The organism is Pseudomonas sp. MT92 (genome assembly GCF_058792515.1).
Map to the genome: position 1 here is coordinate 176967 of NZ_JBXAFA010000004.1, position 12735 is coordinate 189701.

Genomic DNA, 12735 nt, shown 5'->3' on the forward strand with positions numbered 1-12735 from the left:
GACATCCGGTTTTACCGTTATCGTTCACGACCCTCGTGAGCAGGCTCGCGCCTAGGGAGGGGCGCAACAGGCGCGGGGGCTGGCGTAAAGAACATCACCAGCGCCACGGTCAGATAAATCAGATAGGCACCCAGGGTGCTGACGGTCGGGGCATCCTGGTAACCGAACATGCCGGCCAGCACCGACCCCAGCGGACCGTCCATTGGCAGTGTCGCGCTGATGTCGAAAAGCACGGTTTGCAGGTGATTCCACACCCCGGCCTCGTGCAGCGCCTGCACCGAGTTGGCGAGAATGCCGGCCGCCACCACGAGGATGAACAGACCGGTCCAGCGGAAAAACGCGCCGAGGTTCAGGCGCAGGCTGCCGGTGTAGATCAGCCAACCAACGATGATCGCCAGGACCAGCCCGAGCAGGGCTCCGATCGGGGCCGCCGGACCTTCGCTTTGCTGGAACACCGCGAGCAGGAAGAACACCGTTTCCAGGCCTTCACGCGCCACGGCGAAAAACACCATGGCGATCAGCGCGGTGACCTGATGCCTGGACCCGGTCAGCGCGTGATCGAGGGAGGCGTGCAGCGAGTGCTTGATCGAACGCGCCACTTTGCGCATCCAGAACACCATCGAACTGAGAATGCCGACCGCCACCAGGCCGACCACGCCTTCAAACAGTTCCTGCTGTTTCTGCGGAAACTCGGCGCTCACCAGTTCCAGGCCACCGCCCACCAGCAGGGCGAGGGCGGCGGCGAGGAACACGCCGATCCACACGGCAGGCATCCACTGGCCACGGCCGGTCTGTTTGAGGTAGCTGGCGATGATGCCAACGATCAACGCGGCTTCAATGCCTTCGCGCAGCATGATCAGAAAAGGAACGAGCATTCAGCACCGTGTGAGAATTGGATAGGGTGCTAAGGTGTAACATAATGAAACTCATTACCAAATGGCATTGATTGCCAATTACCTGAACATATGCTGAACAACCCGCAAAATCACTCCGCCCCCTGTAGGAGCGAGCCTGCTCGCGATGGCGGTCAACGATGACGTGGGCGGCCTGGATGAACGCGGTGCCCTGACCTCCATCGCGAGCGGGCTCGCTGCTACAGGGGCGCGGCGTTGGCGGCTGCGCTAATATGCCCACCACTCAAACAAGAACAGGGTTTGCCTCGCTCCATGGCGGAAAAAGACACCATCTCCATTCAACTGGTGCGAGAAGCGCTGTTGCAAAGTTGCGCCCCGGGCGTTGCCACCGAAGAGGTGTTGATCAAGGTCGGTATCGATCCGCTCCTGCTGCACACCAGTGATGCACGGGTACCGGCCACCGCTTACGCCCGGTTGTGGCGTCTGTTGGCGCGGCGCGGCGATGACGAGTTTTTCGGCATGGACCCGCGCAAGCTCAAGTCCGGCAGCCTGGAGTTTCTTTGTCGTTGCGCCATGGTCCAGCCGAGTCTGGCGGCGGGCCTCACCAGTGGCCTGGGCTTCCTGTCACTGATGCTCGAACACCTGCCCGCGGAACTGGTCCGCCAACAGAGCCTGGCGGAAATCGTGCTGCTGGAAGATGAACAAGAGCCGCGCCGGGCCTTCACCTATTTCACCTACTGGATGATCGTGCATGGCGTGGCCTGCTGGCTGGCGGGGCGGCGGATTCCGATCCTGGCCATCGAGTTGCGCTGCTCGCAACCGGACTTCTGCGACGACTACCAGGTGATGTTTTCCGAAAACCTGCGATTCGACCGTCCACGCACGCGGATGATTTTCTCCGCCGATTGCCTGGATGCGCCGATCAAGCGCAGCGCCGAAGAGCTCAAGCGTTTCCTGGCCCATGCGCCGGCGAACATTCTGGTCAAGTACCGCGACCCGCAGAGCCTGGCCAGCCGCATCAAGCACGATCTGCGGCAACTGCCGGCCGAACGCTGGCCGGAAACCGAAGCCCTGGCGCAACGCCTGTGCATGTCGGCCTCGACCCTGCGTCGGCGGTTGGCCGAGGAAGGGCAAACCTATCAAGGGCTCAAGGACAGCGTGCGCAAGGAACTGGCCATCGTCTGGCTGGCGGAACCGGCCATCAGCTTCGCGGAAATCGCCACGCGCCTGGGGTTTGCCGATGCAAGTTCGTTCTACAAAGCGTTTCGCAAGTGGTCGGGGTCCAATCCGGGGCATTACCGCAGTTTGATTCTCAACGAAGCTTCCTGACAGAGGCGCCACCTACCGGATCTTGGCCAAACCAGTCACGCAACTTGATAACTTTGACCATTGTCCCGATCCCCCCGCAGAGCGAGTATTTCCCCGTTAGTTACGGTTCCCCCAACCTAATAAAAATACAGAGGGATTCTGGCAATGCGCGATTACTTGTCTGCTACATCACAGTTCAATTATCAGCACACCGTCGACGCCGTACTCGCTGGCGATCTGACTGCCCTCAACGCCTGCATCGAGTGCTGCGACCGGCATGCCTTGCCGGGTCGGATCGCGCTGTTCTGGGAAGGCCGCGACGGCACCAGCGCGACCTACACCTTCAGCGACTTGCAGGACAAGGCCGCGCGTTTCGCCAACTTCCTGTTGGCCCAGGGCGTGCAGAAGGGCGACAAGGTCGCCGGCCTGTTGCCACGTAACATCGAACTGCTGATTACCGTGTTCGCCACCTGGCGCATTGGCGCGGTCTATCAGCCGCTGTTCACGGCCTTCGGGCCGAAAGCCATCGAACATCGATTGGGCAGCTCCGGCGCCAAAGTGGTGGTGACCGATGCGGTCAACCGCTCGAAACTCGCAGAAGTCGCCGACTGCCCGACCATCGTCACCGTCGGCGGCCCCAAGGGGCAGGGCATTGTCCATGGCGATTACAGCTTCTGGGCCGAACTGGCCAATTTCTCCAATGTCTGCGAACCGGTGCTGCTGACCGGTGAAGACCCCTTTCTGCTGATGTTCACCTCGGGCACCACCGGCCCGTCGAAAGCGCTGTCGGTGCCACTCAAGGCCATCGTCGCATTCCAGAGTTACACCCGGGATGCCGTGGATTTGCGCCCCGAAGACGCGTTCTGGAACGTTGCCGATCCGGGGTGGGCCTACGGCATCTACTTTGGTGTCACCGGGCCGATGTCGATGGGTCATCCGATCACCTTCTACGATGGCCCGTTCACCCTGGAAAGCACCTGCCGGGTGATCAACAAGTACGGGATCACCAACCTCACCGGATCGCCAACGGCTTATCGCTTGCTGATCGCCGGGGGCGACGAGTTCGCCAAGTCGATCAAAGGCAATCTGCGTATCGTCAGCAGCGCCGGCGAGCCGCTGAACCCGGAAGTGATCCGCTGGTTCGCCGATAACCTTGGCGTGGTCATTCACGACCATTACGGCCAGACCGAACTGGGCATGGTGTTGTGCAATCACCATGGCCTGGAGCACCCGATTCATATGGGGGCCGCCGGTTACGCTTCGCCGGGCCACCGTATTGTGGTGCTGGACGAACAGTACAAGGAACTGGGCGTCGGCCAGCCGGGCATCCTGGCCATCGACCGCAACCAATCGCCGATGTGCTGGTTCGCCGGTTACGAAGGCGCGCCGACCAAAGCCTTCGTCGGCGACTACTACTTGAGCGGCGACACCGTGGAGTGGAACCCGGATGGCAGCATCAGCTTCGTCGGTCGCAGTGACGACGTGATCACCACCTCCGGCTACCGTGTCGGGCCATTTGACGTGGAAAGCGCGTTGATCGAGCACCCGGCGGTGATCGAAGCGGCGGTGGTCGGCAAACCCGATCCGGAACGCACCGAGCTGGTCAAGGCCTTCGTCGTGATCGGCGAGCAATACCGCGCCACGCCGGCGCTGGCCGAAGAGCTGCGTCAACATGTGCGCAAGCGCTTGGCCGCGCACTCGTACCCCCGTGAAATCGAATTTGTCAGCGAGTTGCCGAAAACCCCAAGCGGCAAATTGCAGCGCTTTATCTTGCGCAACCAGGAAATCGCGAAGGCTCAAGAGGCTGCCGCGAAGAACGTTTCAGCTTGAATCCAAGGAAACAATGATGCAGATCGAAAACAAGGTTTTTCTCGTCACCGGTGGCGCCTCCGGCCTGGGTGCAGCCACCGCTGAAATGCTGGTTGCGGCCGGCGCCAAGGTGATGCTGGTGGACATGAACGCCGAAGCCGTCGCCGCCCAGGCCCAACGCCTCGGCGCGCAAAGCGTGGTGGCGGACATCAGCAACGAAGCTGCGGCTGAAGCGGCGGTGCAGGCGACGGTCAAGGCCTTTGGCGGCCTCAATGGCCTGGTCAACTGCGCCGGCATCGTGCGCGGCGAGAAGATCCTCGGCAAGAACGGTCCGCACGCGCTGTCCAGCTTCAGCCAGGTGATCAACGTCAACCTGATCGGCAGCTTCAACATGCTGCGCCTGGCCTCGGCGGCGATTGCCGAAACCGAGGCGGACGCCGATGGCGAGCGCGGCGTGATCATCAATACGGCATCCGCCGCCGCTTACGATGGCCAGATCGGCCAGGCGGCCTACGCGGCGTCCAAAGGTGCCATCGTCAGCCTGACCTTGCCCGCCGCCCGTGAGCTGGCGCGTTTCGGCATCCGTGTGATGACCATCGCCCCGGGCATTTTCGAAACCCCGATGATGGCGGGCATGACCCAGGAAGTGCGCGATTCCCTGGCCGCCGGCGTGCCGTTCCCGCCGCGTCTGGGCAAACCGGCCGAGTACGCTGAGCTGGTCAGGCATATCATTGAAAACAGCATGCTCAACGGTGAGGTGATCCGTCTCGACGGTGCCTTGCGCATGGCCGCCAAATAAGAGGAATTGTCATGAGCCTTTCCAACGATCCAATCGTCATCGTCAGCGCCGTCCGCACCCCGATGGGTGGTTTTCAGGGCGAGCTGAAAAGCCTGACCGCGCCGCAACTCGGTGCGGCCGCCATCAAGGCCGCCGTGGAGCGCGCCGGTATCGCCCCGCAAGCGGTCGAAGAAGTGTTGTTCGGCTGCGTCCTGTCCGCCGGCCTCGGCCAGGCCCCGGCGCGCCAGGCTGCGCTGGGCGCCGGGCTGGATAAATCGACCCGTTGCACCACCCTGAACAAGATGTGCGGTTCGGGGATGGAAGCGGCGATTCTGGCTCACGACATGCTGGTTGCCGGCAGCGCCGAGGTGGTCGTCGCGGGCGGCATGGAAAGCATGTCCAACGCGCCGTACCTGCTGGACCGCGCTCGCAGCGGTTACCGCATGGGCCACGGCCGCGTGCTCGATCACATGTTCCTCGACGGCCTCGAAGACGCTTACGACAAGGGCCGCCTGATGGGCACCTTTGCCGAAGACTGCGCCGAAACCAACGGTTTCAGTCGCGAAGCCCAGGACGCCTTCGCCATCGCCTCGACCACTCGCGCCCAGCAGGCGATCAAGGATGGCAACTTCAAGGACGAGATCGTGCCGCTGACCGTGACCGTTGGCAAAGAGCAGGTGACGATCAGCAACGACGAGCAGCCACCCAAAGCCAAGCTGGACAAAATCGCCTCGTTGAAACCGGCGTTCCGCGAGGGCGGTACGGTGACGGCGGCGAACTCCAGCTCGATCTCCGATGGCGCTGCAGCACTGGTGCTGATGCGCCGTTCCGAGGCGGACAAGCGCGGCCTCAAGCCGCTGGCAGTGATTCACGGTCATGCGGCGTTTGCCGATACGCCGGGCCTGTTCCCGGTGGCACCGGTCGGCGCGATCAAAAAACTGATGCACAAAACCGGTTGGTCGCTGGACCAGGTCGATCTGGTCGAAGTCAACGAAGCCTTTGCCGTGGTCAGCCTGGTGACCATGACCCAACTGGAAATTCCCCACGAGAAGGTCAATGTGCACGGCGGTGCCTGCGCCCTGGGCCACCCGATCGGTGCCTCCGGCGCTCGGATTCTGGTGACCCTGCTGTCGGCGCTGCGCCAGAAAGGCCTGAAACGTGGCGTGGCGGCCATCTGCATCGGCGGCGGTGAAGCCACGGCCATGGCCGTGGAATGCCTGTACTGACACCGCCCCCCTGTAGGAGCGAGCCTGCTCGCGATGGACTTAAACAATTACGCGGGCTGTCTGGATAAACGTGGTGCCCTTGCATCCATCGCGAGCAGGCTCGCTCCTACAGGTTTTGTGATTCAACCTAAATAAGGACTGGTCATGATCCCCAATGACGACCAACAACAAATCCGCGACATGGCCCGGCAATTCGCCCAGGAACGGCTGAAGCCGTTCGCCGCCGAATGGGACCGCGAGCACCGTTTCCCCAAGGAGGCCATCGGCGAGATGGCCGAACTGGGCTTCTTCGGCATGCTGGTGCCGGAGCAGTGGGGCGGATGCGACACCGGCTACCTGGCCTACGCCATGGCCCTGGAAGAAATTGCCGCCGGCGACGGGGCCTGTTCGACCATCATGAGCGTGCATAACTCGGTGGGTTGCGTGCCGATCCTCAACTACGGCAACGACGAGCAAAAAGAACGTTTCCTCAAGCCCCTCGCCAGCGGTGCGATGCTGGGCGCCTTCGCGTTGACCGAGCCCCAGGCAGGCTCCGATGCCAGCGGTTTGAAAACCCGTGCGCGCCTGGAAGGCGATCACTATGTGCTCAATGGCTGCAAACAATTCATCACCTCCGGGCAAAACGCCGGGGTGGTGATTGTGTTTGCGGTCACTGATCCAAGTGCCGGCAAACGCGGGATCACCGCGCTGATCGTGCCGACCGATTCGCCGGGCTACACCGTCGCGCGGGTCGAAGACAAACTCGGCCAGCACGCTTCCGACACCTGCCAGATCCTTTTCGAAGACGTGAAGGTCCCGGTGGCCAATCGATTGGGCGAGGAGGGCGAAGGCTACAAGATCGCCCTGGCCAACCTCGAAGGCGGCCGTGTCGGCATCGCCTCGCAATCGGTGGGCATGGCCCGCGCGGCCTTCGAAGCAGCCCGTGACTACGCCCGCGAACGCGAGAGCTTCGGCAAGCCGATCATCGAGCATCAAGCGGTGGCTTTTCGGTTGGCCGACATGGCGACCCAAATTGCGGTTGCCCGGCAAATGGTGTATTACGCTGCCGCCCTGCGTGACAGCGGCAAACCGGCATTGGTCGAAGCGTCGATGGCCAAGCTGTTCGCCTCGGAAATGGCCGAGAAGGTCTGCTCCTCGGCGTTGCAGACCCTTGGCGGTTACGGTTACCTGAACGACTTTCCGCTGGAGCGGATCTACCGCGACGTGCGGGTGTGCCAGATCTACGAAGGCACCAGCGACATTCAGCGCATGGTTATTTCGCGCAATCTTTGAGAAGGAGTCCATCTGTGAGCTACGAAACGATTCTGCTGGAAACCCATGGCCGTGTAGGCCTCATTACCTTGAACCGCCCGCAAGCGTTGAACGCCCTGAATTCGCAAATCATCGGCGAGCTGAACCACGCCCTCGATGCCCTGGAAGCCGATTCGAACATCGGTTGCATCGTGCTGACCGGCTCGAAAAAAGCCTTTGCCGCCGGTGCCGACATCAAGGAAATGTCCGAGCTGACCTACCCGCAGATTTACCTCGATGACCTGTTCAGCGACAGCGATCGCGTGGCCAACCGTCGCAAGCCGATCATCGCGGCGGTCAACGGTTTCGCCCTGGGCGGCGGCTGTGAACTGGCGCTGATGTGCGATTTCATCCTGGCCGGCGACAACGCGAAGTTCGGTCAGCCGGAAATCAACCTCGGCGTGCTGCCAGGCATGGGCGGCACCCAGCGCCTGACCCGCGCCGTGGGCAAGGCCAAGGCCATGGAAATGTGCCTGAGCGGGCGTTTGATCGATGCCGTGGAGGCGGAGCGTTGCGGAATCGTGGCGCGGATCGTGCCAAGCGATGTACTGCTGGAGGAAGCCCTGAAAGTCGCGACGCTGATCGCCAAAAAATCGCTGCCGATCGCCATGATGGTCAAGGAGAGCGTCAACCGTGCGTTTGAGGTGAGCCTGTCGGAAGGCGTGCGTTTCGAGCGTCGGGTGTTCCACGCAGCGTTTGCGACGCAGGATCAGAAGGAAGGCATGGCCGCGTTCATTGCCAAGCGTGAGGCGCAGTTCGTCGGCAAGTAATACGGCGTTTTTGCTGACGCCATCGCAAGCTCGCTCCCACAAGGGATCTCATAAACACTGAGGTCCAATGTGGGAGCGGTGCTTTTAAAGCTTCACACCAGGTAGTTCTTCAGTTCCCGTGCAATCACCATCCGCTGAATCTCGCTCGATCCTTCGTAGATCTGTGTGATTCGCGCGTCTCGGTAGTACTTCTCCACCGGATAATCTTCCAGGTAGCCATAGCCGCCGTGAATCTGAATCGCTGAGGAGCAGACCTTTTCGGCCATTTCCGAGGCGAACAGTTTGGCTTGCGAGGCCTCCGACAGGCAGGGTTTGCCGGCTGTACGCAGGCGCGCCGCGTGCAGGATCAACAACCGTGCGGCGTTCAATTGCATGTGCATGTCGGCCAGCAGGTTGGCGATGCTCTGGTGCTCGATGATCGGCTTGTCGAACTGCACGCGTTCGCGGGCGTAGGTCAGCGCCGCTTCAAAGGCCGCGCGGGCAATGCCCAGCGCTTGGGCGGCGATGCCGATGCGTCCGCCTTCAAGGTTGGACAGGGCGATGGCCAAGCCCTTGCCGCGTTCGCCGAGCAGGTTGGCCTCTGGAATGCGGCAGTCGTTGAGGGTGACCGCGCAGGTGTCGGAGGCGCGGATGCCCATCTTGTGTTCCGTGCGATCGACGATGAAGCCTGCGGTATCGGTGGGCACCAGAAACGCCGAGATACCGCGTTTGCCCAGGTCCGGGTCGGTCACCGCGAACACGATCGCCAGTTTTGCCCGTTTGCCGTTGCTGACAAACTGCTTGGCGCCATTGATCACCCATTGACCGTCACGCAGTTCGGCGCGGGTGCGCAAATTGTGCGCTTCGGAGCCGGCCTGGGGTTCGGTCAGGCAGAAACAGCCGATGGCCTGGCCGCTGGCCAGATCCGCGAGCCAGGTCTGTTTTTGTTCTTCAGTGCCGTAGTTGAGCACCGGCCCGCAGCCCACCGAGTTGTGGATGCTCATGAAGGCGCCGGTCGCGCCGTCGCCGGCCGAGATTTCTTCCACGGCCAGGGCGTAGGCCACGTAGTCGACATAGGTACCGCCCCATTCCTCGGGCACCACCATGCCCAGCAGGCCCAGTTCGCCCATCTTCGCCACCAGACCATCGTCGATCCAGCCGGCTTTCTCCCAAGCCTGGGCATGGGGGGCGATTTCGCCACGGGCGAAGTCCCGGGCCATGTCGCGGATCATCACTTGCTCTTCACTCAATTCGATATCGTGCATGACTCAGCTCCCGCTCTCATCGAAACCCTGGAAGAAACTCGCAACATGCCCGGCGTCCAGCGCCTGCAAGGTCGGCGGGTTCCAGCGTGGTTGTTTGTCTTTGTCGATCAGCAAGGCGCGCACGCCTTCGATCAGGTCGCCGCGCTCGAACCACTGGCGGTCCAGGTGCAGCTCCAGGGCGAAGCATTGTTCCAGGCTCAGGCGTCGACCGCGCCGCAGCATCTCCAGGGTCACGCCCATGGCCAGTGGAGAGCGGGTTTCCAGCAGGTCGGCGGTGGTCGTGGCCCATTCATGGCTGTCGGCGACCGTCACGGCGCGCAGTTGCTCAACAATACTCGGCACATCAGGCAGGGCGAAGAAGTGATCGATGGCCGGACGCAACGCCGCCAGCGGCGCGTCGGGCAGCTGTTGCACCGCGAGTTTCGCCAGCAGGCCCTGAAGGTCCTTCAGTGGCGTATCGCGCCACTCCAGTTGATCGAGTTTTTCGTCGAGCGTGCCCAGTTTGCTGCTGTCCAGATACCAGTCGGCGAGGCCACAGTAGAGCGCATCGGCCGCACGGATCTGCACGCCGCTGACGCCCAGGTAAATCCCCAGTTCGCCGGGAATGCGCGGCAGGAAGTAACTGCCGCCAACGTCGGGGAAGTAACCGATCCCGACTTCCGGCATGGCCAGACGGCTTTTTTCGGTGATCACCCGCAAATCCGCACCTTGCACCAGGCCCATGCCACCGCCGAGGACAAAACCGTCCATCAGGGCCAGCACCGGTTTGCGGTAATGGTGGATCGCGAGGTCAAGGGCGTATTCCTCGACGAAGAAGTCTTGATGCAGGGTGTCGCCGTTTTTGAAACTGTCGTAGAGCGAACGAATGTCACCGCCGGCACAGAAGGCTTTCTCGCCGGCGCCGCGCAGGACAACCGCGTGCACCTGCGGGTCCTGCGCCCAGGCATCGAGGTGGCGCTGCAGGGTGCGGACCATGTCCAGTGTGAGGGCATTGAGGCCGGTGGGGCGGTTGAGGGTCAGGTGACCAATGTGGTTGCGAACCTCGGCCAGCACGTCGTTTTGCATGGCATCCATGGACTGAGTCCCCGGAGAAGAAACCTGAGCAGTCATCACTAACTCCCTGCTTTTATTGTTCTTTATTGAGAAGCTCGCGCGCGAGCGATGCAGGATCGTAACAGTGCAAATTTGTGATGTACAACCGGGAAATGTGCAGGTGCTTACTGCATTTTTGCATGGCAACCATCGACGCCTGTGGCCGACAACGACGTGTTCAGGCGCTGCGGCTCAGTACTTCACCAATACTGCGACGTTTGGCGTGTAACTCACTGGTATGAATCAATTGTTCAAGGTCTTCGGGCGTGACGTCGAAGAACGCCTCCATATCGGCGAGGGCCCTTTTCAGGTCCTCGGCGGTGATCGCCTGGCGGTCAGTTGGCGGATGATCGGCAGGCACCACGGCCACCGGTTCGTTGGCACGCTTGGGGTAACGGATGCGCGTCAGGTTGTTGTAGGCCAGGGCGCAGAACAACATGATCGAGGCGCCGAGCATCACCGGGCCGAGGGCTTTCCAGTCCAGGGCAATGGTCGCCGGGTCTGCCAGCACCAGCGTCAAGGCGAGGGCGCCAGCCGGTGGATGCAGGCAGCGCAGCCAGCACATCAGGACCAGGGCCATGCCGGCCGCCAGGCAGGCGCTGGTCAAGGTGCGACCGAGTACGTGCGCCACCAACAGCGCCACCACCGCGGCGCTGAGGTAGCCGCCGAGAATCGACCAGGGTTGCGCCAGCGCCCCTGAGGATACGGCAAAGAGCAACACCGCCGACGCCCCTAACGGTCCGATCAGATGTTGTGCCACCTCGATACCGAATACCTGCCCACACGACCAGACACTGAGCAGGGTGCCCAAGGCCATGCCGATGGCGGCGCGGCTCCATTCAGAGGGGCGGGTGTTGATGGCGGCAGGTAACCAGCGAGCGAGCATGGCGGAGTGCGTTCCCTTGAGCAAAATCGAGGAAAAAAAAAGGCTTACCGGGGGAAGCCCGGAAAGCCCTTGAAGTTGTTCCAACTGTTGGGGGAGGAACGAGCACAGTGTGCCGGTGATTCCTGATGCTGACAAATTCATATTAATGAAGCTTCAGTTCATTATTTCTGATGTATTACCACGCGACGGCCGCTCATGAAGCACAGCACCCCGCCCAAGGCTGCGAGGACACTCAGGGCATAAAACATGGTGGGCGCCGGGGTGTGCATCAGCAGGAAGCCGCAAATCACCGGGCTGAGTGCACCGCCCAGGGCGGCCAGGTTTTGTGCGCCGTAATAGCTGCCACGCAGTTCAGCCGGGGCCAGGGTGTCGACGAAAAGAAACTCGGCCGGGTAAATGATGATTTCGCCAAGGGTGAAGATAAACATCGCCACGCACCAGCCCACCAGGCTGTCGGCCAGGCTGAAGCCGATCAACCCAAGAATGAACAGGGCCGTTCCGCCGACGATCCAGTGGCGCAGATGCTCGCGCTTGAGGAAACGGCCGATCTGATACTGCAACAGGATCACGCTGATGGCGTTGCAGGCGAGCAGGGCCGCCATGACTTTAAGGGTGTTCTGGTCGTCGCTGGTGACCAGCAGGTACTGCGACAGATAAAAGGTAAAGCGCCCGTGCACGACCGTACTGAGCAGGCAACCGCAGGTGAACATGATCAGGGTGCGGTCGTTTTTCAGGGTGAGCAGGGTGTTGAGGAAGCTCTGCGCCTGTCCGATTACAGGGGGCAGCGCCGGGTCCCTGGCAACGCCGGTCAGTAGAAAGATGCTGAAAAAGGCGATGGCGCCGGCGATCAGGAACGGCGCGATCGGATAAATCCCGGCAATCACCACGCCGAGCATCGGGCCGATGGCGTAGCCAATGTTGGTCAGGGTGTAGCTCAGGGAAAACGCCTTGGCCCGTTGGCCCACCGGCAGGTTTTCGCTGAGGATCGCCTTTGAACCGATGAGGAACAGCGCCGAAGCGGTTTCGGTGACCACCAGGATGACAGTGGTCAGGTAAAGGTTTTCGGCCAGGGTCAACAGGACCAGGCCGATGGCACTGGATAGCATCGTCAGGATCAGCAGACGGCGTTTTTCCAGGCGATCGATGATGTAACCGCCGTAGAGCGTGAGCAAGGTTGCGATGAACACCGCGATGCCCAGCAGCAGGCCAACGTCCTGTTGGTTGAGGCCGAGTTTGTTGCTCAGGAACAGCGTGAGCATGGGGCTGGTGATCGCCCGGCTGATGACGATGGTCAGCGAGCAGATCAGCAACCGGCGGATAACGAGGGAGTAAGCGGCCACGGGGTGAATGTCCTTATTCGAAAACAGCTGCGGTAAGCCTCCTGTTTAACACGCCACCGCTAGCTGTTGAAGAACAAGCTCGATCTTCAACAGCTAGCGGTGAAAGGCCATCCGAAAGCGCCCCGTGACTTCGGTCCT

General features: G+C 61.7%; 11 protein-coding genes. 6 read left to right on the forward strand and 5 right to left on the reverse strand.

Going from position 1 to position 12735, the window contains the following annotated elements:
* Positions 1-17: 17 nt before the first annotated feature.
* Positions 18-875 (reverse strand): iron uptake transporter permease EfeU, encoded by an 858-nt coding sequence (efeU, locus tag AC1Q6D_RS09185; RefSeq protein ID WP_103403054.1) that lies wholly within the window; start codon positions 873-875, stop codon positions 18-20.
* A 291-nt stretch (positions 876-1166) separates the two neighbouring features.
* Between efeU and AC1Q6D_RS09190 the strand changes: the two genes are divergently transcribed.
* The 6 genes from AC1Q6D_RS09190 to AC1Q6D_RS09215 all read left to right on the forward strand — a co-directional run bounded on the left by AC1Q6D_RS09190 (position 1167) and on the right by AC1Q6D_RS09215 (position 8035).
* On the forward strand, positions 1167-2183 hold the full coding sequence (locus AC1Q6D_RS09190; RefSeq protein WP_103403055.1) for an AraC family transcriptional regulator: 1017 nt from the start codon (positions 1167-1169) through the stop codon (positions 2181-2183).
* Positions 2184-2327: 144 nt separating this feature from the next.
* A complete protein-coding gene (locus AC1Q6D_RS09195; protein ID WP_103403056.1) occupies positions 2328-3992 on the forward strand; it encodes an AMP-binding protein in 1665 nt (554 codons plus the stop codon).
* Between the two features lie 16 nt (positions 3993-4008).
* Complete coding sequence (locus AC1Q6D_RS09200) at positions 4009-4770, forward strand: SDR family NAD(P)-dependent oxidoreductase (RefSeq protein WP_090461966.1); 762 nt, start codon at positions 4009-4011, stop codon at positions 4768-4770.
* 11 nt (positions 4771-4781) lie between these two features.
* A complete protein-coding gene (locus AC1Q6D_RS09205; protein ID WP_103403057.1) occupies positions 4782-5975 on the forward strand; it encodes an acetyl-CoA C-acyltransferase in 1194 nt (397 codons plus the stop codon).
* Positions 5976-6119: 144 nt separating this feature from the next.
* Entirely contained in the window at positions 6120-7247 is a 1128-nt protein-coding gene (locus AC1Q6D_RS09210) for an acyl-CoA dehydrogenase (protein WP_047529329.1), read from the forward strand.
* Positions 7248-7261: 14 nt separating this feature from the next.
* Positions 7262-8035 carry an enoyl-CoA hydratase gene (locus AC1Q6D_RS09215; RefSeq protein ID WP_103403058.1) on the forward strand — a complete coding sequence of 258 codons (774 nt, stop codon included), beginning with the start codon at positions 7262-7264 and terminating at the stop codon, positions 8033-8035.
* Between the two features lie 92 nt (positions 8036-8127).
* Here the strand turns inward: AC1Q6D_RS09215 and AC1Q6D_RS09220 are convergent, their stop codons facing one another.
* The 4 genes from AC1Q6D_RS09220 to AC1Q6D_RS09235 form a co-directional block, all read right to left on the reverse strand.
* Positions 8128-9279, reverse strand: coding sequence for an acyl-CoA dehydrogenase family protein (locus AC1Q6D_RS09220; RefSeq protein WP_103403059.1), 1152 nt, complete (start codon positions 9277-9279; stop codon positions 8128-8130).
* A 3-nt stretch (positions 9280-9282) separates the two neighbouring features.
* Positions 9283-10389, reverse strand: a complete 1107-nt coding sequence (locus tag AC1Q6D_RS09225; protein ID WP_103403060.1) for an enoyl-CoA hydratase/isomerase family protein — start codon at positions 10387-10389, stop codon at positions 9283-9285.
* A gap of 160 nt (positions 10390-10549) precedes the next feature.
* Positions 10550-11257 carry an HPP family protein gene (locus tag AC1Q6D_RS09230; RefSeq protein ID WP_103403061.1) on the reverse strand — a complete coding sequence of 236 codons (708 nt, stop codon included), beginning with the start codon at positions 11255-11257 and terminating at the stop codon, positions 10550-10552.
* Positions 11258-11418: 161 nt separating this feature from the next.
* Positions 11419-12597 (reverse strand): MFS transporter, encoded by a 1179-nt coding sequence (locus AC1Q6D_RS09235; protein WP_103403062.1) that lies wholly within the window; start codon positions 12595-12597, stop codon positions 11419-11421.
* Positions 12598-12735 lie beyond the last annotated feature (138 nt).

Bases quoted from the DNA above. Each gene is read 5' to 3' on its own strand.
- efeU (WP_103403054.1), bottom strand. From the start codon at position 875: ATGCTCGTTCCTTTTCTGATCATGCTGCGCGAAGGCATTGAAGCCGCG.
- AC1Q6D_RS09190 (WP_103403055.1), top strand. From the start codon at position 1,167: ATGGCGGAAAAAGACACCATCTCCATTCAACTGGTGCGAGAAGCGCTG.
- AC1Q6D_RS09195 (WP_103403056.1), top strand. From the start codon at position 2,328: ATGCGCGATTACTTGTCTGCTACATCACAGTTCAATTATCAGCACACC.
- AC1Q6D_RS09200 (WP_090461966.1), top strand. From the start codon at position 4,009: ATGCAGATCGAAAACAAGGTTTTTCTCGTCACCGGTGGCGCCTCCGGC.
- AC1Q6D_RS09205 (WP_103403057.1), top strand. From the start codon at position 4,782: ATGAGCCTTTCCAACGATCCAATCGTCATCGTCAGCGCCGTCCGCACC.
- AC1Q6D_RS09210 (WP_047529329.1), top strand. From the start codon at position 6,120: ATGATCCCCAATGACGACCAACAACAAATCCGCGACATGGCCCGGCAA.
- AC1Q6D_RS09220 (WP_103403059.1), bottom strand. From the start codon at position 9,279: ATGCACGATATCGAATTGAGTGAAGAGCAAGTGATGATCCGCGACATG.
- AC1Q6D_RS09225 (WP_103403060.1), bottom strand. From the start codon at position 10,389: ATGACTGCTCAGGTTTCTTCTCCGGGGACTCAGTCCATGGATGCCATG.
- AC1Q6D_RS09230 (WP_103403061.1), bottom strand. From the start codon at position 11,257: ATGCTCGCTCGCTGGTTACCTGCCGCCATCAACACCCGCCCCTCTGAA.